The 21,873-nt window shown below is 61.5% G+C and carries 17 protein-coding genes and 1 pseudogene; 7 read left to right on the forward strand and 11 right to left on the reverse strand.

What is annotated here, in order from left to right:
* Positions 1-55: 55 nt before the first annotated feature.
* On the reverse strand, positions 56-1,210 hold the full coding sequence (locus tag BM004_RS28015; protein ID WP_093218397.1) for a TniQ family protein: 1,155 nt from the start codon (positions 1,208-1,210) through the stop codon (positions 56-58).
* 690 nt (positions 1,211-1,900) lie between these two features.
* Between BM004_RS28015 and BM004_RS28020 the strand changes: the two genes are divergently transcribed.
* The 3 genes from BM004_RS28020 to BM004_RS40890 are packed head-to-tail and all read left to right on the forward strand — an operon-like array spanning position 1,901 to position 6,409.
* Positions 1,901-2,878: a PDDEXK family nuclease gene (locus tag BM004_RS28020; RefSeq protein ID WP_143072524.1), complete on the forward strand. Its 978-nt coding sequence runs from the start codon at positions 1,901-1,903 to the stop codon at positions 2,876-2,878.
* A 1-nt stretch (position 2,879) separates the two neighbouring features.
* Positions 2,880-5,006, forward strand: a complete 2,127-nt coding sequence (locus BM004_RS28025; protein WP_093218400.1) for a hypothetical protein — start codon at positions 2,880-2,882, stop codon at positions 5,004-5,006.
* Positions 5,003-6,409 (forward strand): P-loop NTPase family protein, encoded by a 1,407-nt coding sequence (locus BM004_RS40890; protein ID WP_143072523.1) that lies wholly within the window; start codon positions 5,003-5,005, stop codon positions 6,407-6,409. The genes BM004_RS28025 and BM004_RS40890 overlap by 4 nt, the downstream gene beginning before the upstream one ends.
* A gap of 39 nt (positions 6,410-6,448) precedes the next feature.
* Here BM004_RS40890 and BM004_RS28030 read toward each other — a convergent pair whose 3' ends face one another.
* From BM004_RS28030 to BM004_RS28050, 5 genes are all read right to left on the reverse strand, one after another.
* Positions 6,449-8,254, reverse strand: coding sequence for a TnsD family Tn7-like transposition protein (locus BM004_RS28030; RefSeq protein ID WP_093218401.1), 1,806 nt, complete (start codon positions 8,252-8,254; stop codon positions 6,449-6,451).
* Between the two features lie 896 nt (positions 8,255-9,150).
* The gene (locus BM004_RS28035; RefSeq protein ID WP_256220082.1) at positions 9,151-10,404 is read right to left on the reverse strand and encodes a hypothetical protein; all 1,254 of its coding nucleotides are present in this window, start codon (positions 10,402-10,404) and stop codon (positions 9,151-9,153) included.
* Between the two features lie 38 nt (positions 10,405-10,442).
* Entirely contained in the window at positions 10,443-11,189 is a 747-nt protein-coding gene (locus BM004_RS28040; protein WP_093218402.1) for a hypothetical protein, read from the reverse strand.
* A 29-nt stretch (positions 11,190-11,218) separates the two neighbouring features.
* Entirely contained in the window at positions 11,219-11,788 is a 570-nt protein-coding gene (locus BM004_RS28045) for a hypothetical protein (protein ID WP_093218404.1), read from the reverse strand.
* 6 nt (positions 11,789-11,794) lie between these two features.
* Positions 11,795-12,070, reverse strand: coding sequence for a DnaJ domain-containing protein (locus tag BM004_RS28050; protein ID WP_093129171.1), 276 nt, complete (start codon positions 12,068-12,070; stop codon positions 11,795-11,797).
* Between the two features lie 143 nt (positions 12,071-12,213).
* Here BM004_RS28050 and BM004_RS28055 point away from each other — a divergent pair.
* Positions 12,214-12,777: pseudogene (locus tag BM004_RS28055) on the forward strand (helix-turn-helix domain-containing protein); the annotation flags it as partial.
* A 210-nt stretch (positions 12,778-12,987) separates the two neighbouring features.
* Here BM004_RS28055 and BM004_RS28060 read toward each other — a convergent pair.
* The 3 genes from BM004_RS28060 to BM004_RS28070 form a co-directional block, all read right to left on the reverse strand.
* Positions 12,988-13,914, reverse strand: a complete 927-nt coding sequence (locus BM004_RS28060; RefSeq protein WP_256220083.1) for an IclR family transcriptional regulator — start codon at positions 13,912-13,914, stop codon at positions 12,988-12,990.
* A gap of 14 nt (positions 13,915-13,928) precedes the next feature.
* Positions 13,929-14,891, reverse strand: a complete 963-nt coding sequence (locus BM004_RS28065; RefSeq protein WP_093218405.1) for a Bug family tripartite tricarboxylate transporter substrate binding protein — start codon at positions 14,889-14,891, stop codon at positions 13,929-13,931.
* Between the two features lie 193 nt (positions 14,892-15,084).
* A complete protein-coding gene (locus tag BM004_RS28070) occupies positions 15,085-15,543 on the reverse strand; it encodes a PaaI family thioesterase (protein ID WP_256220084.1) in 459 nt (152 codons plus the stop codon).
* A gap of 149 nt (positions 15,544-15,692) precedes the next feature.
* On the opposite strand from BM004_RS28070, the gene BM004_RS28075 reads away from it, so the two are divergent.
* From BM004_RS28075 to BM004_RS28085, 3 genes are all read left to right on the forward strand, one after another.
* Positions 15,693-17,246, forward strand: a complete 1,554-nt coding sequence (locus BM004_RS28075; RefSeq protein WP_093218407.1) for an acetate--CoA ligase — start codon at positions 15,693-15,695, stop codon at positions 17,244-17,246.
* A 63-nt stretch (positions 17,247-17,309) separates the two neighbouring features.
* Positions 17,310-18,449, forward strand: a complete 1,140-nt coding sequence (locus tag BM004_RS28080) for an FAS1-like dehydratase domain-containing protein (RefSeq protein ID WP_093218409.1) — start codon at positions 17,310-17,312, stop codon at positions 18,447-18,449.
* Positions 18,450-18,548: 99 nt separating this feature from the next.
* Positions 18,549-19,763, forward strand: coding sequence for a CaiB/BaiF CoA transferase family protein (locus BM004_RS28085; RefSeq protein ID WP_093218411.1), 1,215 nt, complete (start codon positions 18,549-18,551; stop codon positions 19,761-19,763).
* 159 nt (positions 19,764-19,922) lie between these two features.
* On the opposite strand, the gene BM004_RS28090 is transcribed toward BM004_RS28085, so the two are convergent.
* Positions 19,923-20,981 (reverse strand): beta-keto acid cleavage family enzyme, encoded by a 1,059-nt coding sequence (locus tag BM004_RS28090; protein ID WP_093218412.1) that lies wholly within the window; start codon positions 20,979-20,981, stop codon positions 19,923-19,925.
* A 46-nt stretch (positions 20,982-21,027) separates the two neighbouring features.
* Positions 21,028-21,870 carry a TauD/TfdA dioxygenase family protein gene (locus BM004_RS28095; protein WP_093129178.1) on the reverse strand — a complete coding sequence of 281 codons (843 nt, stop codon included), beginning with the start codon at positions 21,868-21,870 and terminating at the stop codon, positions 21,028-21,030.
* Between the last annotated feature and the right edge of the window lie 3 nt (positions 21,871-21,873).

Genomic DNA, 21,873 nt, shown 5'->3' on the forward strand with positions numbered 1-21,873 from the left:
CACGGCATCACGGCATCACGGCATCACGGCATCACGGCATCACGGCATCACGGCATCACGGTCGCCACGCTTGCGAACTTCCTGGTCGGCTCTTGCGTACTTGAGGTTCTGTGAGTAGATCCTCCACCTTGTGAAATTCCAATTGATTCTTTCGGCGCTCACTAGACGATGAGAACGCGTGGTACTGCCGCATGAATCCTTCCCAATCTTCGAAAAGCCATGCGATAGCCAGCAGATGCCACAGCGGATTTCGGGGCATGCGGTTCGATTTCATCAAGCGTAGTAAGTGGCCGTTTGCCTGCTCGGGATTCTGTAACAGCCCCAAAAAATCACTGGAGCGGCAGAGTGCGGCGCCAAATGCATAGAACCGATCTCCCGCTTCTGGCTGTCGCAGGTGTCCGGTACCTGCTGTTAGCAGTCCTTGATGCGAGAGTGTGGCTCGATATACGTCGCTCAATATCCTTCCTTCCAATCGCAAAAGGTGGCCATGCGTGCCAAGGGCAATGGCGATCGATGCGATGCACTTGATGACGTTCTCGTGTGCGCTGTCCTGAGGTGGGAACGGCGTGAAGTAGGAGGCGTGGAAAGCATTTTGCTGTACGAGGTGAGCGGACATGCTGTTTGCAGGGCCCGCATTTGATGACTCCAATGCTTCGATAACTGGCAGACACCAGATGAGTCCATGTGCGGAAATTGGCTGGATGGTCAGTTCGCGAAGAGGGAGGTCGTGGAGAGGGCAGCGATAGACGCCAGGCCACTGGTGATCTCGATGCCAGTACGCGATGTGATGGGCCGCCCTGTCCGCGCGGGCACAGGCTAGGCAGGCGCGCAGCGATCGTGGGATCGCAGATCGCCCAGCCAGCGCATTCAGTGCCACCTTCAACCCCCCAGGCGTGCCTGTGCTCATGGCCGTGATCGTTCGAGTGACGCGGCGCTGCGTAAGAAACGGCATGTGAAACGGCAACAGCGTCCGGTCTTCGATGATCTTTCTTGTATTACCGAGCTGGCCTCTGGCGCGTTCGACAAGCGCTGCGACGCCACCTGTCCGCACTGGGCCGCAGGATGAGGTGCCAAAAAGCTGCAGAGTGGTTTCGCCCGCGCGCGTGTTGCCGGCTATGAAGTGGTGGCGACAGCACAGGCTATACAAGGTTTCTCCTGGCAGCCAAGTGCATGTCGTTGGGAGATCAAAGAGGGGGGCAGTGGAAGCCATTGACGCTTGGGCGTATCTGGTCAATCAACCGCGCAGAAATCAACTAGAACAATGTGCATTCTTGATTTGCTTCGCATAAGAGTAATTCCAAAAAAGAAATAATTTTCTCGGCGAAATGGAAAAATCATAGATCGAATTGAAAACTATTTCACATTGTAAAATTAAGAAAAATTGAGGCAATGGCGTCGAATGTGCCGAACTAAGAGGGTTCGATTAAAAATCTATTGCAAGAATTGATAGGGCGCATTAATAATTGCGGAGTTTGGAGTGAAGGAGTTGATTTTTCAAGGTCAACGAACGCGTCTTCGAGCCGCGAGCAAAGTCTGCTGCAGACGATTCATGATCTTGAGGAATGATATGGTAGGGGCGCTGCAGAACTCTGACGCTATCCCTGTCAGACGCTTGACGTGCTTGCGTAACTGGCGAGATCGACATCTGAATTCAGAGCTTGTGACCGATCTCGTGCGGAAGGTCTTGCCTGTTGCAGACTGGCGGACACCAGTCCTTATTTGAGCAACAGATGATCTGACGCCAAAAACAAAACCCGCTCACCTCGCCAAAGGTGAAACGGGCTTCTACAACCAGCGTGAGCTGGAGCGTCGCGATATGTTGAGTAGTACCTGATTCGACTGTCGCGCAAATGTCGCTCACCGTCAAGACGGTAGGGGAATCTCTTTCCTTGGGCGTGCTATGCCGAAAACGACAACTCAGACTCTAGCCCGGCTGAAAAAGACTCTGATCAGACAGGATCCACCAGAGTTCGGTCCAGGTTACACGCCCTCCATCTTGGCGACCAGGGAGGAAGCACCAAGCGTTTCAGGGTATCTCACCGTCTATTGGCCGTTAATGGGGCGTGACGTCCACGTGTTGTCAGCGCCAGAGTTCAAGGTGGTGCTGATTGTGTTGCACTGTCCCTGGGTTTTTGAACTGCAAGAGCAACGCCTCATCCATTTCGATGAACGCCCTCATCCGCTGACTGATCATCCGCGAGCAGATCTTTTGCGCCCCGCACCATTGCCTGGCGCCTGCATGCTCGCGGAGAAACTGGGGTTGCTAAAGCACTACCCGACGATCAAGACCAAGGTTGCCGGCCAGCGCTATGAGGTGCCCAGTTTCCTCATTGGCGATCTCCTGCCGTTCATAGCGGGCTCTCAAGGCCCCTACTGCGTGCATCTGAACATCAAAGATTCACGCGATGCGTTCCAAGACCCTCCGGATTTCAAGCTCTCAAGAATGAGCCCAGAAGATGCTCGCGAGCAAGAGATATCGCGCCATCGGATCGTGCGTGAGCGCTACCGAGCTGGGGATATCAAGACGGTCGATATCGCCGCTGACGAGGACGTGGATTCAGAGGTTTGCAACAACCTTCGTGCTGCCTTGCTCTATCAGAAGCGTCGATTCGCGCTGAGTCGGACGGCTTATGCCGATCTGATGGAAGAGTTTCGCCTTGGCATATCGAAGGGGCAAAGCGCGCTCGAGGTCGTCCGGCGCGTAAGCGCGAGTTCCTCATCACTTGACGTCGATGAGCTCAAGACGGCTTTCTATCGCGCGATTTGGAGTCGGGATCTGCGTCTTGATCTGTTTCACCCAGTGCTTTTCGATCAGCCGATGCAGTCGGAGACAAAGGATGTCTTCGAGGTCTACGCCAACTGGTTCACGCGAGACTGATATGCCAGCTACTGGAACACAGATTTACGCGCCTCGGGGGTATCTCAACCTGGAGCAAGGGGCGGCCTACCATTTCCTGCAGAGCAATGAGAACACCAAGCTTGTCTCGCTAGTGCAGTTCATCGCCCCGGCCCCGGCCTTTCCGCCGAAATCCAGGAACGATCCGCGGAAGTCGGAAGCGAAAGATCAGGACGCCGAACCGGCACCACGAACCAAACGGAAGCCACAGCCACGGGCAATCCTTGTGCGCTTGGGCCGTTCGGAGTTCGAGGCCGGGCTCGACAATGGCATGATAAGAAAACTTGAAGAACAGAACAGCTTGCCCCCATGGCTGTCTGGACTCACTGTCGACAGATTGCATGCGAGCGATGCGGGAAGGCGAAACGCCGTCAAGACGCACGCTGACCGCATCAAGGACAAGCTCAAGCGTATTGCCCCCGCGCTAAAGATCAAGAACGAGATCCTGGCGTCCCAAAAACCGGAGCAGATACTCGGCCGGCTCGCGCGATCTTGCAAGCCTGCGGTCAACGAGACGCGGTATTCGTGGTGGTTTTATACGAGGCTTGCATTTGAAGGCAACGATCTGGCCTTGCACTACTCATTTGCAAGCATCGGACATTGGGACCGACTCGACTCGAATTCCTTGGTCAAGAGGGGGGCACCAAGCCGCGATGAGGGACCTGGCCACGGGTACAACACTGACCGGGCAATGCTCGGGACGATCTTGGAATCCTATCGGCGCCTAGCCAAATCAGGCGTCAGACTCGACGACATTTACATTCGCGCAGTCGTCGAGGATTTTGGGTGCAAGACCCGGGAGGTCAACGGTGCACGCGAGTTCTACCATCCGCGTGGGGAGCGATTTCCTACCGAAAAGATGTACTGGTACCACGTCGATCAGACCATCGGCAAGAAGAAGAAGCGCCGTACCCGCATCGGACGCAAGAAGGAACGTTCGAAGTTCGCACCCTTCGTTGGGTCATTCAGCTCCAATGTCGCGAACCTGATGGAGCGGGTGGAGGGCGATGCATATGTGTTGAAGGAAGTTCCTCGTGGTCTGATCAGTGATGCAGATGTAAAGCCCTTGGTGGTTGTTCGGCTGCGAGATCAGCGCTCGGGGCTTTTCACCGGGATCGGGTTTTCCTTCGGCTCTGAAACCAGTAGCGCCTACCGGATGGCGAGGTTTGTGCAGGCCGTCGACAAGGTCTGGCTCTGCAGCCTCTTTGGCATCAGGATTACGGCAGATATGTGGCCCAGCGAAGGCAACTCTCCGCACGACATCCAGGATCGCGGCCCCGGCGGAACGGATGGAGCATTTGCGAGGGAGGATGAGTTCACGCCTGTGATTGTCGAAGGTTCGCCGAGCCGCAGCCCGCAATCCAAGGCGCTTATCGAGGCATCCAATCCGCGGGAGCTCAAGGTCGATGATCAGTTGGCGTACATGCGCTCAGACAAGAACTCGTTTCAGTTGGTTGTCCAGGAGATCTGGAGGTTGATCAGGGACAACGACAGCATGAATGTGCAAGACCGGGTGCCCGATGATTTGCTTGCGGAAGTCTCCGTGCCGACACCACTGCGGCTGTGGAGGGCACTCGATGCACGCATGCGCAACGATGGCATTGCAATGCTGCGGGAGGATGCGATCCGTGCCTTCCTGACTCCTGCGAAAGCGAAGCTCACTCGGCGAGGTGTCGAGTTGATGGGGCGAGTCTTCCGCTCAGATGCACTAGACAAATCCGGCCTACGGGAGTGCATCAATGGGAATCAGACGCTTGAGGTCGACGTTTGGGTTCTTGAGGCGTGTGTTCGCCACATCTGGCTTGATATGAAGGGAAAGCTGATCCAACTCGACATGACAGCTGCGTACCGTACAACAGATCGCGAGTTCTTCGTCACCTTGTCCGAACTGCAGGAGCGAGCGGACCAACACCGAAAATGGGAACGCAAGCTGCCTGAGCACCAGCATGCTACGGAAGCCCATGTCGCAGAGCAGCATCGGTCCCAGACCGGGAAGTCCTGGCGCTCGGCCAAAGCCAAACCGGGGCGTGCCAAATATGGAACCAAGCAAGCCCGCAGTGAGGGCGCGCGAACGCGGGCCCTCTCGAAGGGCAAGGAGGTCATTCATTGACCCATGGTGTTGAGCCTTGTGAGAGTCCGTGGACCAGTCACCTGCGTGGAATCAAGACCATTGGCGATATAGCTCGGATGGTGCGAGTGGGGGCGCAGGCCCTTTCAGGTCTTGGAGACGAGCCTGTCGAGGTGGCGTGTCGGCGTATCGAAGCCGCTTGGGATGCCATCTACATTCCGAGCGAGAGTGAGTGTCGGCTGCTGCTGGAATTTGTAGAAGTGGCACTCGCATACGCTAACGAATGGTTTCGGACGAAGAAGGCATTTTTGGGCGCTATCTTCAGCGGAGCTATCAACATACCACCGGTTTTCCCTTTCTGCGTGACGGGTTTGTCCGGTGTTGGCAAGAGCGCATTGCGCCGAGCTTTGGAGCGACTGTTCACGCCACCGGCGTCTACGATCGCGGTGTCTGATGAATATGAGCCATTTCCATGGATTCCGATGCGATCTGCGCTGATCGAAAACGGACCGCAGAGCACCTTGGTCTTCGCAGCACTGGCCGGTCCCGGCTCCAAGCTCAAGCAGACGATGGTCGAATGTCGAGGTTCGATGTATCGCTCGGGTGCCTGTTTCGCAGTTCTCGACGAGATGCAGTTCCTCACTCATGGGGAAGACGCTCGAGCCATGGCGGCCAGATTGCTCTTGAGCGCGGCAAGCTTGGGAACGCCACTGGCGTATTTTTGCAATTTCAGCATGGTCTACAAGATGCTTAAGTTGCCACATGAGAGTCGTCAACGGTTGCTCGCCCGCTTGAGATTGGTGACTCCTTGTTCGCCGCGAGATCCATTGTGGGCTGAATATTTGCAGGAGCTGCAAGCTGCAGTTCCAGGACTGTTTGCATTCAATCTTGTCGATCGGGCAACGGAGCTGTGGAACTACAGCGCCGGACTCAAGCGCAACCTCCAGCAGTTGCTAAAAGAATCGTTCCGGGCATCTCGGCGTGTTGGTGAGACTTCGGTGAGCTGGTCGACTGTCGAGTCGACCTACCTGCACACTGACTACTTCTCGACCCGAGAAGAGGTCGAGCAATTGCTTGCACATGCGATGGGCAACACGAAGATCAAGCGGGATCTCATGTGTCCGTTTGCAAGTCCGTCAAACAACGAATACCAAGCGGCATTGAGGAGCCTGCTTCAGCAGCGCTTCGGGAAGGCGGTTGAAGACTCCGTGCTGAACGAAGCCGAGAAGAAGGAGCTCGCGAAGATCAAATCTGATCTGAGTCCTGTTCCAGCCGCGCAGAGGCGCAGAGCAGATCCGAGACCTCGCACGACAGGGGCGGCTGCACCTGCAGAGCGCGCTGACGCGATATCAGAAATGAAATCTGTGGCCTTGGTCAAGGCCGCATACTCGCTTCTCCAACCGAAAAGTAAGTCGCGCAATCCTTCGAGCGTAAAGCGAGGCTAGATTTGTTTGGAGCGGCGCGTTCTTCGGACATCGGGCGACTCAATTGAGCTCACGCGGATCGACTGGCTTGTGAGCCACATCTGGGTTCGCATCATCGGTTCGAAGGTGCCGTGGCTTGAGTTCGTGTTTAAGTGCTGCGAAAACTCGCGGCATCAGAATACGTGCTGAAAGTTCATTGCTTGGACCAAGATGCTCTAGGCGCAGGACAATATCCCAGCGGCTCGGCTCACGATACGGATCGACCTTTCGGAGCTCTCCAGCCGCGGTTCTGATAGCCTGAACATAGAGCTCTTCAAGTTCTGCCCATTGGTGTTGATTCTTGTGGCGGCGGGTTGAGACGCGTGGATTGAGATTCACTGATGACGTTGCGTACTGGACGTCGTACTTTCTAAGGTAGTGGTAGTCTGAGGAAGCGACTTTCGTCGCTCCTACATCCCCTCGACGAGAACGCTCGAGAGCATATGTCCAGTTGGCACGAGCAGTTTCGAGGCGCTTCAGAGCACGTGCGCGCTTCCTTTCCTCGTGCATTTGAGGATTCAGTCGTAGATATTCACGGACCTTGCTCATTGAAATAGAAAGTTTCAAGGCAATGACTTCTGATGGTTCGCCGCTGCGGATCATTGAGTCGAGCCGGTCGCGATACTCTTTGGGTATGGTGTTGCGGCGGAGCCTGGGCTCAATTCCTAGGGCAGCTGCCCAGCCTCTGCCTATTCCGTTTGAAATACCAACAGTCTGCGCTGCGGCGGATACCGATGCACCCTCTCGAATCAGGTGACCAAATTTCTGCTTGCGAGCATTGATGTCAAGTGAACGTTGTGATGGCAAACGGAAATACGGTTGCTGTCTGTGAAATGCTGGGTCCTGAGCGGCGTGGATTCGATAGCAATCCATGAAGTCTTCCCAGTTATCGAAAAGCCACGCGATTGCTACGAACTGGAAGAAAGGTCGAACCGAACGCGCTCGCAGTTGGTGGAACAAGTTGGACCTCGCATACAAGCTACTAAGCCAACCCGGATGGGTGCGATGTCTGTCGATAGCACTCGCGAATCCAAGCAGATCAGTCGTCGCACGATTCCAATCGATGTGCTTTTGACTGTCATTGGCCCAGCCTCGGCCTATCAAGCGAGATCGATAGGCTTGCAGGAGTGGTGCCCGTTCGATTTTGAAGCCTGCAGGTTGATGAGCGATTTTGATCGAGAAACTCGTGATCTTGATCAGAGCCTCTGCTTCTCGCTGATTTGTAGCCGTGACTGCAGGCACAAACTCAAGGTCGTCAATGAGGCTGAGCGTCGGGAGCTTTAGATATGATTCTCTAAGACGGTCTCGCATCGAGCGTTCATGTAGTTCGCAACCGTGCAAGAGACAACGGAAAACGCCCGGAAGTTGATGGTCTCGGTGCCAGTGTGCCGTGCCATGTTGAATGGTGTCTCGACTTGCACACTCCCTGCAAAAACGTAGGCATTGTGTCTTGAAATAGCGCTCGCCCCCTAGGCCGATTTTGGCGTAGACGCCGTTGCGTCCAGAGCTCTGTCGCATTGATTCGAGTGCAATCTGCTCTTGGCCTGAACTCAAGAATGGGAGGTATGCGGCCAGTATCGTCCTGCGTCGGATGATCTCTTCGCTAGCTCCGAGTTTGCCACCCGTTCGTTCAACAAAGGTGTCTATCGCGTCCGGAAAATCATGTGTGATCTTTCTGGCGCTTTGACCAAAAAGTTGAGAATTTGTCTCGGAACTCGTAACGTTTCCTGAGAGGAAATGCTGACGAGTACACAGGCTATGTAACGTTTCGTCTTCTAGCCAGCTGATTGTTTTCAAACTTGGCTCGTCGCCTCGAAATTCGATCATCGAAGTACTTGGCAAGATTAGAGATTGAAAATCCTCTAGGCCGCGAGTTTGGATGGCAACGCTACTTTAGCCAATTGCATTCGCTTGGTCTACAGAAAATCTTGCTATACCAAGAAAAACAGTAAATTTCCTTTACACGTGAGCCTGAGAAGATTGGGCGTTACTAGAAGCGGTTAACAAAGCGCGACATGAATGCTGATATGACCCTCGAAGCGGATACATAGCTTATCGTTTACCGGTAGTGGTGGCAGAGTGTGTACTCGTGTCCCTTGTCCGCGTGCAATATGCTTGGCCATTAGCGCCGCCTTCCATTGGCTTGCCACCCGCCGCCGGCAGGGCATTGACCAGTTCCTTGAAAAGCCATCGAATCGTGTTGTGACGAGCTGTTCGCTATCGGGGGAATGAATAAGGGGCCGCGTTGGGAGACCGCTCATTAAAACGGCGACGCACTTTGCGTTGCGTTATGAATCTCAAAAAAACTCCGCCAAATCAATGGCTTATGGTGAGAGCTTTCCCGACGCACTTTATTCACACATAGCAGCGGGGAAGGCGTGTTGCTTTGGATTGAGGTGCGTCGGAAAAATAAGGTGCGTCGAGGAAACGGCAGCGGCGCACACCGGCTGCGATGCCGAACACGCCCAGACGGCAGTTTGTCGTCGAGGGGAAACCCATGGTGACCAGCAACGGCCAGGACTGCTCGCTGACATGACAGAGCGATCGGTATGCCTAGGCAGCGATCGGCTCACCGTCCGCTGCCGGCGCAAGCCTGGTAGCAGATGAAGTGCTGGGAATGCTGTGACTTGCGGCTCCAGGCCCTGCGCACACTTCTCGTGCTCGGCACGTGCCGCGGCTCGGCGCCACGCCGGGTGCCGTCCACCGGCGCCTTCGCTTTTGGCCTACCCGACGATATTGCACTCTCGGTGCAGCAGCGCCAGAGCATCCTCGGTGGCTTGCACCCGGTCGCTGCGCAGAAGGGGCTCGGCCTCTTCGACGAAGGCGTTCCACAGGTGCAGGTAGTCGCCCTGCAGCTGAACGGGGGCGTGCTGCAGCACGAACTGCCGGGGCAGATCGGTATCGAGGCCCGATGTCCGGATCTTCTTGAGCAGGCTGGCTACGGTCTTCCTGGTGAGTAGCGTGGTGTGCTTGCCGTGCGTGGCGATGCGCAGGAACAGTGTCAACAGCGAACTGTCGTCGGTGTGGCCCTCGGTGGCCTTCTCCCACAAGACGCTGTTGCTGCGCTCGAGATGGTCCAGGTCGGCCATGGTGTCTTCTAACCAGAAATAGCGGCCCAGGAAGGCCGGCGTCTGGTCGAAGAGTTTGTACACGTGGAGCGTGGCATCCAGGATCCTTGGCATGTCCTGCATGACAGAGGCCTGCACCGACTGCACCACCTCTCGGTAGGATGCCGGCAGATCCCTGGGCAAGCTCATGGGGACCGGCGTCGCCTGGTCATCGGCTCGTGGCGCATATTTCTTGCGCAGACCCACCACCATCTTCTCGAATGTGGCCCAGTCCGGCATGGTGCTGCGTCGGCATGCGCGCACCAGCAGCGCCGTGCGGATCACCGCTTCTGCATCTCTGCCGGCATCCTCCAGGTCATCGGCATCCAGACCCAGTTGGGCTGCCATCCAGACGGCAGCTTCCACCAGGGTGGTCGCGTGGCTGCGGGCGGTACGCTCGGCGTGGTATTCGTGCAGGCTGCGCAGCGACCACTTGGCGAGCAACGGGATGTGCTTGTTCTCGAAGACCCCATGCGCCTGCATGCCGAAATGGCTGCTCTGGGGCATGGCGATCAGCGCCTTGAGCATGTCGGAACCGCCCTTTGAGCGCGACAGCAGACTGTGGTCCCGCAGGGACTGGGCGGCCTGGTCCAGGTCGCCGCCAGTCGAATGCTCCAGGTACAGGCTCACCAGGTTGATCAGCCTGTCCCTGGCGCGCTCCAGGTCGGGACGCAGGTACTCGGTGCCGAAGTAACGCGCGATCTGCACCATGCCCTTGGGCGCTTCCTGGCACATGGCGGCCAGCTTCTCGGGCCCGATGATGCCGTGGCGCACGCCATGCTGCAGGGCCTTCTCAAAAAAGGGCCGCCCATCGAACAGCGCGACGGCCTGGGGGGGCATGTCTGGGGTGATGTGGTGGGGGGTGGGCATCGAAAGCATCGTTCATTCAGGCGCTGTGGCTGGCGCCGTCAGATCGCCGACTCTTCCTCGTCGTCGCGTGCCGCCGGTGTGCTGCGGCCCCGATCGGTGTCGCTGGTCTCCACGCGCGTGTCTTCTTCAACGGTCTCTTCGTCGTCCCCCACGCCGCGGTCATGGGCGCGTGCCTGGGCACGCAAGACCAGCAAGGTCTCGGTGAAGAGGTCGGGGCACTCGTGGCGCATGCGCCAGGCCAGCTCCATCCAGTCCTGGTCGGCCACCTCGTCCAGCGGGACCTGGGGGGTGGCATAAGCTGACGCCAGCAGCTCGGTCTCGGAGAGCATCTCGCCGTCTTCCTCCGCGGTGTCGAAGGTCCCGCTGCGGGCGAAGGATTCGATGCGCGCCCATTTCTCGGCGAAGTAGTTGGCCATGGCTTCGCTGCCGCCCTCCAGATCGCCCACAGCGGTCAGGAACGCCACCGGGTCCGCGTCCTCCCGGAAGACGATGGCGTTCACCATGCCGCGCAGGTGCGTGTGGGTGAGGTCCTTGTAGCGCTTCTCGATCACGATGGCGTGCGCGAACTGTGCCGGGGTGACCAACAGGCTCACCACCGACTCCCGGGACGGGTCGTACTCGCGCATCACCGCGAGGATGTCCTTCGGCTCCAGCTGGTCGAGTACCACCATCAGCGCGCTGTCGCCCTCGGTGTCCGCCAGTTCGGTGAGCGCGGACTCGGCGCCGGAAATGTCGCCTGCGGCAATCAGGCTGCGGGTCTTCGTGATCAGGGCGAGGTGGTTCATTGCGGTGGGTGTCTTGCGTGCCGGTCTGCTCAGTCTTTGCGGTCGAAGCCATGTTCGGCCATCCAGTCGGCGCGAGCGTCCTCGCGGGTCTGGCCATCGGCGTCGTCCAGGTCGTCGGCCGACAGGGGCTGGCGGTCGTCCGTGTCGTCGTCGGCGTTGGTCGCGTCTTTTTCGCTGTCGTCTTCGTCACCTGCATGGGCGGGCGCGTGCCGGGGGCTCCCCGCCATGTACTCCAGCGCGGCAGCCACGCTCAGGAAGCGGTCGCCGGCGGCTTGCTTGCGCAGCAGCTGCACGGTCGGCCTGGCCCATGGGGCGATGTCGATGGTCTTTTGCAGGCTCTCCCACGCCGCCAGGTCCTCGGGCTCGCAAGCGAGCAACTGGTCCATGGCCGGGGTGGACGTGAAGTGGAAAGCCTTGTGCAGCACGACTGCCACCATCTCGGGCGCGACCTCCAGCATGTGAACTAGGAACGCGATCTCGCTGCGCCGCTCGGCCAGCCGCCGATCCAGCACGAAATGCCCCTCGGAGTCGTGGCGCATGTCGTCGAGTTCAGCCAGGTACGCGGAGTTCAGGTTGTGGAAGAAGGGGGATACGTGCATCGAGACCTAGATGAGCCGTTGGAAATAGTCTGCCCAGATGCCGCGCGCGGTTTGCAGTGGATCGTCCAGCAGGTTGCGCTTGCGGTTGTCGTCATAAGTCTCCCGCTTGGCTCTGTCGCCGAGGATGTCGTAGGCCTCCTGAACAGCACGGAAACGTGTGGCAGCGTCCGGCGCGGGGTTGCGGTCCGGGTGGTGCCGGGCGGCTTGCTGGCGGTAGGCCTTCTTGATGTCCGCCGGACTCGCGCTGCTGCTGACGCCCAAGGCGAGATAGTGGTCTTGCACGCGGTGCCTTTGTGAGTTGCGGGTGTCACGGCGAGCCGCAGAAGGCGTTGATTGTAGGCAGGACGTGTGAGCTCGTGCCTCGCGAGGCCTTGATCTGAGGTTGATCGAACCTGCGGCGACCGCGCAGCGTCGTCGCGCTCGGTACTGCGCCAACGGCCCGCAAGTGGCCCGGTCGCTATCTGGCGGGCGGAGAAGCTGGCTTGGCTGATGCCTCTTCCAGGCCCATAGGCTCGCCCAGAACCATCGACTCAGGCAAGGCGTTGCTCATCGTCGAGCTGCGTAAACGTCGAATGCTGCAGGCTCGCATCGCACGCAGCGTGGGGGTCTCGGAGTCCACGGTCAGCTGCGTTCTGGCGCGAGCGGGCATGTCCAAGTCGAGCGACCTGGGTCCTGTCGAGGCTGTCGTGCGCTACGAGCACAAGGCGCCCGGCGATCTGCTGCACATCGACACCAGGAAGCTCGGGCGGATCGTGCGGCCCAGCCCCCGCGTCGCAGGCAACCGACGCGACTCCGTCGATGGTGCAGGGTGGGAGACGCTGTTCGTGCCATCGATGACCACGCAAGACGGCCGTTCAACGCCATGCATCCTGACGAGAAGCAGGCACAGGCAATTCCTGCGCAATGCCGTGGCCTATTACGCCCGCCTGGGCATCACCGTGCGCCGATTGCTGACGGACAACGGCTCGGCGTTCCGCTCGCGCGAGTTCAGGGCGCGACCTTCGGTCAAGCAAGCCGCAACGCCGCGTCGCACGCGCTTGGCAAGAGGCATGCATCTGAACCGGGCTTGGTGTGGTCGGCCGGCGTTTCGCAGGCCGTCCGCGGAGGATCTCGAGGCAACCAGCTGCGTTGCGCCCTGGTCGTCGACTGCGACTCGGCTCAGGGCGGCCTGCATCCCGCTGCGGGGATGAACAGCCCGCTCACCTGCGCGATGGAAGCAGCGCCGACAGCGCGTCGGCCTCTTTCTTCATCGCCGATGCCAGCTCGGTGCCGGCCGCGCCGGCCAGCTTGTCGGACAGGCCCGTGGCCACCAGCGTGTGCGCGATGCGCCCGGAGGCATCGAGCAGCGGCACGGCTACCACGGTGACGCCGCTCATGTAGTAGCCGCGGTCGATGCTGAAACCCCGCTTGCGGACCTGCTCGACCTCGCGCTTCCAGGTCGCGAACTCGAGCGGCTTGTCCCAGCGCAGGGTCTTGAAACGCTTTTCGATCTGGGGCCAGGTCTCGCTGCTGAACGCAGCCACGAGGCGGCCCGTGGCGCTTACCAGCGCAGGGAAACGGCTGCCGACGTCCACGTGCAGGCGAAAAGGCGCGTTGGAGCGCGACAAGGCCAGCACGACCATCGACTCCATGTCGCGGGTCTCGACGCCGATCATCGTCACGTTCCAGTCTCTGGCCAGGGCGTCCAGCACCGGCTGCGCGAGGCTGGCGAAACTGCTGCTCTCGATCGCGCTGCGGGCCAGGCTCAACATGCCGGTGCCCAGCGAATAGCGCTTGGTGTCGCTGTCGATCTTGACGAGGTCTTCGGCGATCAGCGCGCGAAGAATGTGCAGGCAGGTGCTGGGGACAAGCTGGAGCTCGTCGGCAATGGCCTTGACACCCATCGCGTTCGCGGAGCGCCCGAGAAGCCGCAGGATCGCCACGGCCCGGGTGACCCCGGGCACCGGCCTGATGCGCACCGCCTTGGCGGGCTTGGCAACCGTTTTTGCTGGCTTCGAGGCGGAAGAGGGGCTGGACTTCATAGGGCTTGCGATCGGCGGGCGCAAGCTTATCTCAGAAGGTGTCCGGCGACCCAGGCCGGCCCAGGTGTTGCCGATCATGGCGAGAGGGGCGGTCAGCGAAGTCATGGCGTCCACCGGGCCTAGTCCGCCTTCATCCCCGATGTCCTGATGATCGGCTCCCACTTGCGGCGCTCGCCCTGCACGAAGTCGGCGAGTTGCTGGCGCGTGCCGCCGCCGGGGTCGAAGCCGTATTCCAGGAGTTGCTGTCGGGTCTCGGGTCTCTTGAGAATCCGGTTCATGGCTTCGTTCAACGTGTCCAGCACGGCCGAAGGCGTGCCGTGCGGCGCGAAGAGCGCGTTCCACGCGATCACCTCGAAGCCCGCATAGCCCTGTTCCGCCACCGGTTTCACGCCCGGCACGAGCGCGCTCGGCACCGAGGACGTCACGGCGATCGCGCGGACATGCCCCGCCTGCAGTTGCGAGCGCAATGCCGTGGGCGTATCGACCAGCAGCGGCAGCTGCCCACCGAGCACGTCGGTCATCGCAATGCCGGAGCCCTTGTAGGGCACGTAGAAGATCTTGAGGCTCGAGCGCTCCTTGAGCAGCTCGATGACCAGGCGGGCGCTCGTGCTCGGTGTTGCGATGTCGGCCGAGCGCGGATCGCTCTTGAGCGCGCCCACCAGATCGGTGATGGAGTGCATCGGCGACTTGGCGTTCACCGCCAGCACCATCGGAAAGCTGCCCGTCAGCACGATCGGCTCGAAGTCTTTCTCTGCCCTGGTGCGCACGCCGCTGTAGAGGTACTGGTTGACTGCATGCGTGGCATTGGTGCCCATCGTGAGCGTGTAGCCATCGGGCGGTGCGTCCGCGGCCAGTTCGGTGCCGAGATTGCCGCCGGCGCCCGGCCGGTTGTCGACGATCACCGGTTGCCCCAGTTCCTTGGCGAGCTGGTTGCCCAGGTAGCGCGTGGCGATGTCCGTGCCTTGCCCGGCCTGGTAGGCCACGATGATCCGGATCGGCTTGGTGGGGTAGGCCTGTGCCAGCGCGCCTTGCGAGCAAAGAGCAAATGCGCAGCCCGTGGCGAGCAGCTTCCAAAGTCTCATTCTTGTCTCCTGTGAAGGCATCGGTGCCCTGCCTGGCGCCCGTTCGACGGGTCTGAGTAGCAGGCCTGGCTCCACTTCGGAAGCTTCTTTCAAGGAGAAGAGAAGCGTCTGGAGCGGCTTGGATGAAGTATCAAATTCGCGTCAACGCTTGTCAAATACGACTTGAATTTGTACTAAGACAATAAGTCTTCTGTCAAAAGATGGCCGGAATTCGAGCAGGCCCGGAAGGCGCGTGCAGCTTCATGAGTGCCTGTGCGACCAGCACTTCCCGGTCCGCGACCTGAAGCAGGCCGCGCATGAACAACAAGCTGGAGGTGCGCCGCACCAACTGCGCGCGCGCCTCGATGAGCACGCCGGTCGTCACGGGTGCCAGGAACTGCGTGTCCAGTTGCACCGTCACGCAAGGCACGCGTTGCGCAGCCTCCCAGGCCACGGTGCTGATCGCGTGGTCGGCCAATGTCGCCAGCAGGCCGCCGTGCACGAAGCCGGCCGGGTTCAGGTGCGCCTCGGTCGACCAGATGCCATAGCGCCAGCCTTCGCCTTCGCGCATGGCCCAGAGCGGTCCGGCCCCCGACATGAAGGCGCCGGCCGAACGAACACGGCGCCAGCCCGCGGCGGCGAGCTTTTCGGATGGATCGATCGGTTCTTCCATGAGGTGTCAGCTCCTTCGGTTGATGAAAACCTTCCGGCTTCTACACCACTCCAGTATTTGCATTTGTCTATATACAAAACAGACGCGCATTTGACAATTCGAAGCTGGAAATCGCATAGTTGGGCATCGCAAGAGGACCAGAACCAATCATGACCCAACTGACCGACTACACCTCCTTCGCCGACGCAAAGGCGCATTGCTCCACGCAGAAGCTCTGGGCGCTGTTCGACGGCGATCGGGAGTCGTTCAACATCGCCCATGAGTGCGTCGATCGCCATGCGAACGACGACAAGGTGGCCATCGTGGTGGCGTACGCGAACGGCAGCGAAGAGGTCATCACGTTCAAGGCGCTGTCGCGTCTGTCGAGCCGCTTCGCCCACCTGCTGGTTGCGCGCGGCGTCCAGCCCGGCGACCGGGTCGCGGTGATGCTCGAGCCCTCGCTGGCCTTCTACGTGGCGATCTTCGGCGCGATCAAGACCGGCGCGATTGCCGTGCCGCTCTTCACGCTCTTCGGCCCGGACGGCATACGCCTGCGCGTCGATGACTGCAAACCGAAGATCCTCGTGACCAACGTGGAGAAGGCGCCGGTGTGCGAAGGCATCGGCGGTGTCGACGTGCTGGTGGTCGACGGCGGCTTCATGCAGAGCCTGGGCGCATTCCCCGACACCTTCGAGGTCCGGACGAACGCCGAGGACCACGCGATATTCCAGTACACGTCCGGCACCACGCGCGAGTTGCCGGCGGCCGTCAAGCACAAGCAGCGCTCGCTCGTCACGTTGATGATGGCCGCGCTCTACGGCACGGGCATCCGGCCCGGCGACCGCTTCTTCTGCCCTTCCTCTCCCGCGTGGGGGCACGGGCTCTGGCACGGCACCCTGGCGCCGCTGGCGCTGGGTGTGACGATCGGCGCCTACTCCGGCAAGTTCGACGCACAGCGTCTGCTGAAGGCCCTGCAGCGCGGGCGCTTCAACAGCATCTCGGCGGCGGCGACGCACTTCCGGATGATGCGGAATTCCGGTGCCGCGGACAAATACAAGTACTACCTCGAGAAGGTCTCCTTCACCGGCGAGCCGATGGACAGCGAGACCGAAGACTTCGTGCGCGCCACGTTCGGGCGGCCGGTGTGCAGCATGTACGGCACCACCGAGATCGGCGTGGTTCTGGTGAACTACCCCGGCGCCGCCGACTTCAAGGTGAAGCGCGGCTCGCTCGGCAAGGCCATTCCCGGTGGGCGGGTCGACGTGCAGGACCCGGAAGGCCGCTCCTGTGCCCCGGGTGTCGTGGGCGAGCTCAAGATCTGGCGCAACGATGCCTGGGTGCCCACGAAGGACCTGGGCAAGGTCGACGATGACGGCTACTTCTTTCACGCCGGCCGGGCCGACGACGTGATCATTTCCGCGGGCTGGACCATGAGCGCGGTCGAGATCGAGGACGCCGTTCTGAGGCACCCCGACGTGCGCGAGGCCGCTGCGATCGGCGTGGCCGACGAGCTCCGCGGCCAGGTGGTCAAGGCCTTTGTGGTCACCGAGCGCGAAGGAAGCGACGCCTTCACCAAGGAAATCCAGGACCTCGTGCGCAGCCGGCTGAGCCAGCACGAGTATCCGCGCCACGTGGTCTTCGTGTCGGACCTTCCCAAGACGCCTGCCGGCAAGGTCCACCGCAAGGTCCTGCGGGACCGCGAGCGCGAGCCCGCGAGCGCCTGAACCTCATCTCTTCATCCCCTCGTTCCTACATCCCATTCATTCAACACCACCAGGAGACCAACGATGTCCGTACAGAGCGAAAGAACCTTCCCCAAGATCACCGAGCGCGGCCTGGACGAATTGCGCGAGCGCATCGGCCAGAAGATCGAGAACACGCAGGAGCCATGGTGCTACGAAGCCACGCGCGACAACATCCGCCACTATGCGCACGGCATCGGTGACGACAACCCGCTGTGGTGCGATCCGGCGTATGCCGCCAAGACGCGCTACGGCAGCCTCGTGGCACTCCCGAGCTTCCTGTTCTCGACCAGCCGGATCGTCTCCGGCTATGTGGGCGGCCTGCCCGGCGTGCATGCGATGTGGTCGGGCGCCGACTGGACCTGGCACAAGCCCGTGCTGCGCAATGACGAGATCCGTACCGAGGCTTACCTCAAGGACCTGATCGAACACCAGACGCGTTTCGCGGGCCGTGCGGTCCAGCAGATCTACCACGTCGACTTCTACAACCAGAAGGGCGACAAGGTGTCCGAGGCCGACAGCTGGTGCTTCCGCACCGAGCGCGATCACGCCCGGGAGCAAGGCACCAAGTACAGCGAAGTGCGCGCGCGCACGCCCCGCCAGTACTCGCCGGAGGAGATCCAGGAGGCCTTCAAGCTCTACCGTGAAGAAGAAGTGCGCGGCGCCACCCCGCGCTACTGGGAAGACGTGGTCGAGGGCGAGGCGTTGCCTGTGATGTTCAAGGGCCCGATGACCGTGACCGGCTTCATCGCCTACGCGCAGGGTTGGGGCGGCCTGTACATCCGCGCCAACAAGATGGCCTGGAAACTGATCGATGCGCATCCCGGCGTGGGCATCACCAACCGCTTCGGCATTCCCGACGTGCCCGAGCGCGTGCATTGGGAAGAAGACTTCGCGCTGGAAGTGGGCGCGCCGGGTGCCTACGACTACGGCCCCGAGCGCACCTCCTGGCTCACGCATCACCTGACGAACTGGATGGGCGACGACGCATTCCTGCGCAAGGCCAGCTGCAAGATCCGCCGCCACAACCCCGAGGGCGACATGCTGTTCATCAAGGGCCGCGTGAAGCGCAAGTACGTCGAGGACGGCAGGCACCTGGTCGAGATCGAGCAGGAGGCGCGCAACCAGGACGACGAACTCTCCGTGCTCGGTTCCGGCGTGGTCGAATTGCCCCGCCGCGGCTAGCATCCACGCTCGGCCCCGGCCCCCGTCTGCTGCGGCAGCCGGGGCCGGGCGTGTTCCGGCGCCAGGAAAACCAACAACAGCCGACAAGGAAGACAAGCGATGCGTGGTGCACTCAGCGGCATTCGGGTGGTGGATCTGTCACGCGTGCTGGCGGGGCCGATGTGCGCCCAGATGCTGGCGGACCATGGCGCGCAGGTGATCAAGGTCGAGCCGCCCGGCGGGGACGACACCCGCACGCTCGGGCCGCCTTTCGATCGCCACGGCGACGCGTCCTACTTCAGCGCGCTCAACCGGGGCAAGCAGTGCATCGGCATCGACCTGTCGAAGCCGTCGGGGCGACAGGTGCTGGAGCGTTTGCTCGCCGATGCCGACGTCCTGATCGAGAACTTCCTGCCCGGCACCCTGGAAAAGTGGGGCATCCCCTATGAAGGATGGATCAAGGCGCGCTTTCCGCGCCTGGTCCACTGCAGCATCAGCGGCTTCGGCGCCGACGGTCCCCTGGGCGGGCTGCCCGGTTACGACGCGGTGCTGCAGGCGATGTGCGGACTCATGAGCATCAACGGCGAAAAGTCGAGCGGCCCCACGCGGATCGGCGTGCCCATCGTCGACCACCTCACGGCCTACACCGCGCTGACGGGCATCCTGCTCGCATTGCAAAGCCGCAGCGTCACCGGCGAAGGGCAGAGGGTGGAGGCCACGCTGTTCGATGCGGCGCTGAGCCTGCTGGTCCCGCATGCGGGCAACTATTTTCAATCGCATCAGGAGCCGGGCTTGCTCGGCAGTGCGCACCCCAACATCGCGCCGTACGACCGTTTCGCCTGTGAGGACGGCGACATCTTTCTCGGCGTCATGAACCGTGGCCAGTTCCAGCGCTTCTGTGCCGTCGTCGAACGGCCCGATCTTGCGTTGGACGAACGCTTCGCCGACAACGCCCGGCGCCTGCGGCATCGCGATGCCCTGCGGCACGAGATCGAAAGCGCCATCCGCCACCACGCGCGCAAGGCGCTGTGCGACGCATTGATGGCCGCGGGCGTTCCCGCGGCACCGGTGCATTCGGTGTCGGAGGCCTTCGCCCAGCCTCACGCAACGCATCGGGAGATGGTGGTCATGCGCGACGGTTACAAGGGAATCGGCCTGACGGCCCGGCTGCACGGCACACCGGGTTCGCCGGGCAGCAGCCCCCGGCCCTTCAATGCGGACGCGGCCTGCGTCCTGAAGTCGCTCGGATTCACCGCGCCGGAAATCGATCAGCTCTTTGCCGATGGCGTCGTGCCCGCGCCGAAGCTCGATGCCGAGGGCGCCGTGCCGTCCTGAGTCGGCCGCTCCGGCGACCCGCCGTTACTGCACTTACTGCACTTGCCGCACCTGCCGCAGTCCAGGCGGGCTCTGCCGATGCAAGAGCTCTCGAGCGGCCTGCATCATCGCGTTCCCGTGTTCATGCCGAAGCCCATGTGAAACCCCATCGACGAGGAGTCACGCAGCCTTGCGCAGGAACCCCTGGTTGCCGCCGTTGCGGTTCGGCGCGAAGCCGTTGGCCAGCAGCGACTCTTCGGTGCTCTCGTAGAACACGCCGATCTTCGATATCTCGCGCGCCTGCTGCGCCGTGGCAATGGGGCGGCCGAACTCGCGCGCGATGCGCACCAGTTGCTCGATCTGCGCGACGGTGCCGATCTTGGCGGAGCGCGTCTGGTTCCACAGCACGTCCTCGGTGCCGCAGCGCACATGCAGGCCCATGGCCACGCCGAACATGTTCACCGGCAGCACGTTGCGCACCGAGCTTTCGACCGTGAGCACGGCGCCGTCGGGCACGGCACGCACGAAGTTCGACAGGTTGTAGATGTTGGGCGCGTCCATGCCGCCGCTGATGGCCACCCAGTTCATCACCAGCGGGCCCTTGTAGACGCCCCTGCGCATGAGCCGCTCCACCGACTCGAAGCTGTTGATGTTGTAGCACTGGAACGCGCTCTGGATGCCCGCCGCGGTGAGGCGGCGGATGTGCTCCTCGACCCAGCCGGGCTGCGCCGGCACCGTCATCTCCTTGTAGGCCTCGAAGATCGCGGGGTTCTCGCGCGAGGTGCCCTTGAAGTCGGCCAGCTCGGCGTGTTCCGTCACGTTCATCTGCGAGGTGTTGACAGTCACCGTCACCTGGTCGGGCACGGGCTCCAGCTCGGCCAGCATGTGGCGCGTGTCGTCGCTGAGCCACTTGGCGGCGGCACCTTCGCTCTCGGGCGCGAAGCTGATCGAGCCGCCGACCTGGATGATCATCTCGGGCACGGCCTTGCGCACGCCGGCAATGAGCTCGTTGAACTTCGACAGCCGCTTGCTGCCCTTGCCGTCGAGTTCGCGCACGTGCAGGTGCAGCACGGTGGCGCCAGCGTTGTAGCAGTCGACCGCCTTCTGGATCTGGTCTTCCATCGTGACCGGAATCTCGCCCGGGAAGTCGGAAGGCAGCCAACCCGGCGCGTAAGGGGCGGCCGTGATGATCAGCGGCTGCTGGTTTTCGGGGAACAGGTGTCCGTCGAGGAAGTTCATGTCGTTGCGTCTCGGAAGTGCGATGTGGGGGCCGGAAGGCGCGCGCTCAGTACGGCACGTCGCCGACGATGCCGGCGCGCTCCATCTTTCGCGGCGCCGGCCAGTAGTCGTTCAGCGCGTAGTGCTGCGTGCTGCGGTTGTCCCAGACCACCACGTCGCCCGGTTGCCACGACCAGCGCACCTGGTATTCGGGAATGGTGGCGCGGCTCAGCAGGTAGTTCAGCAGCAGCGCCGCACCGGGTGTCTTGTCGATGCCGTGGCGCACGTTGTCGGGTGTGCTGTAGTTGGCGAAGTGCGTGCTGAAGCTGCCGACGTACAACACCTTCTCTCCGGTCTCTGGGTGCGTGCGCACCACGGGGTGTTCCACGGGCGGGTGGTCCTGGCCCAGCTTCCTGCGGGCCTCGGGCGTCATCACGGCACCGAACGAATGCTCGATGCTGGCCTTGGCGCGCAGGTTGGCGATCTTCTGCTTGATCTCTTCGGGCAGCTCCTCGTGCGCCTGCACCATGTTCACCCAGATGGTGTCGCCGCCGATCTCGGGGCACTCGATGCAGCGCAGCACCGCGCCCATTGCCGGCGCCGGGCGCCACAGGCCGTCGCAGTGGTAGGTGTTCTCGTAGCTGTGCTTGTTGTCGCTGCGGTAGATGCGCACGAGGCCCGGGTGCTCGGGGTCGCTGCCGACCACGGGGTGGTCTTCCAGCGGGCCGAAGCAGGTGGCGAAGGCGACGTGGTCGGCACGCGTGATGTCCTGCCCGCGGAAGAACAGCACCTTGTGCTTGAGCAGCGCGGCGCGGATCTGCGCGAAGGTGTCCGGGTTGCGCGCGGCCTCGCCGAGGTGCACGCCGGTGACTTGCGCGCCGATGGCGGGCGTGATGGGTCGGATGTCCATGGT

This window comes from Variovorax sp. OK212 (assembly GCF_900112425.1).
Taxonomy (GTDB): Bacteria; Pseudomonadota; Gammaproteobacteria; order Burkholderiales; family Burkholderiaceae_C; genus Variovorax.

Bases quoted from the DNA above. Each gene is read 5' to 3' on its own strand.
- BM004_RS28025 (WP_093218400.1), top strand. From the start codon at position 2,880: ATGCCAGCTACTGGAACACAGATTTACGCGCCTCGGGGGTATCTCAAC.
- BM004_RS28060 (WP_256220083.1), bottom strand. From the start codon at position 13,914: ATGACTTCGCTGACCGCCCCTCTCGCCATGATCGGCAACACCTGGGCC.
- BM004_RS28030 (WP_093218401.1), bottom strand. From the start codon at position 8,254: ATGATCGAATTTCGAGGCGACGAGCCAAGTTTGAAAACAATCAGCTGG.
- BM004_RS28090 (WP_093218412.1), bottom strand. From the start codon at position 20,981: ATGAACTTCCTCGACGGACACCTGTTCCCCGAAAACCAGCAGCCGCTG.
- BM004_RS28075 (WP_093218407.1), top strand. From the start codon at position 15,693: ATGACCCAACTGACCGACTACACCTCCTTCGCCGACGCAAAGGCGCAT.
- BM004_RS28095 (WP_093129178.1), bottom strand. From the start codon at position 21,870: ATGGACATCCGACCCATCACGCCCGCCATCGGCGCGCAAGTCACCGGC.
- BM004_RS28085 (WP_093218411.1), top strand. From the start codon at position 18,549: ATGCGTGGTGCACTCAGCGGCATTCGGGTGGTGGATCTGTCACGCGTG.
- BM004_RS28020 (WP_143072524.1), top strand. From the start codon at position 1,901: ATGCCGAAAACGACAACTCAGACTCTAGCCCGGCTGAAAAAGACTCTG.
- BM004_RS28040 (WP_093218402.1), bottom strand. From the start codon at position 11,189: ATGAACCACCTCGCCCTGATCACGAAGACCCGCAGCCTGATTGCCGCA.
- BM004_RS28035 (WP_256220082.1), bottom strand. From the start codon at position 10,404: ATGCCCACCCCCCACCACATCACCCCAGACATGCCCCCCCAGGCCGTC.
- BM004_RS28080 (WP_093218409.1), top strand. From the start codon at position 17,310: ATGTCCGTACAGAGCGAAAGAACCTTCCCCAAGATCACCGAGCGCGGC.
- BM004_RS28065 (WP_093218405.1), bottom strand. From the start codon at position 14,891: ATGAGACTTTGGAAGCTGCTCGCCACGGGCTGCGCATTTGCTCTTTGC.
- BM004_RS28070 (WP_256220084.1), bottom strand. From the start codon at position 15,543: ATGGAAGAACCGATCGATCCATCCGAAAAGCTCGCCGCCGCGGGCTGG.
- BM004_RS28045 (WP_093218404.1), bottom strand. From the start codon at position 11,788: ATGCACGTATCCCCCTTCTTCCACAACCTGAACTCCGCGTACCTGGCT.
- BM004_RS28015 (WP_093218397.1), bottom strand. From the start codon at position 1,210: ATGGCTTCCACTGCCCCCCTCTTTGATCTCCCAACGACATGCACTTGG.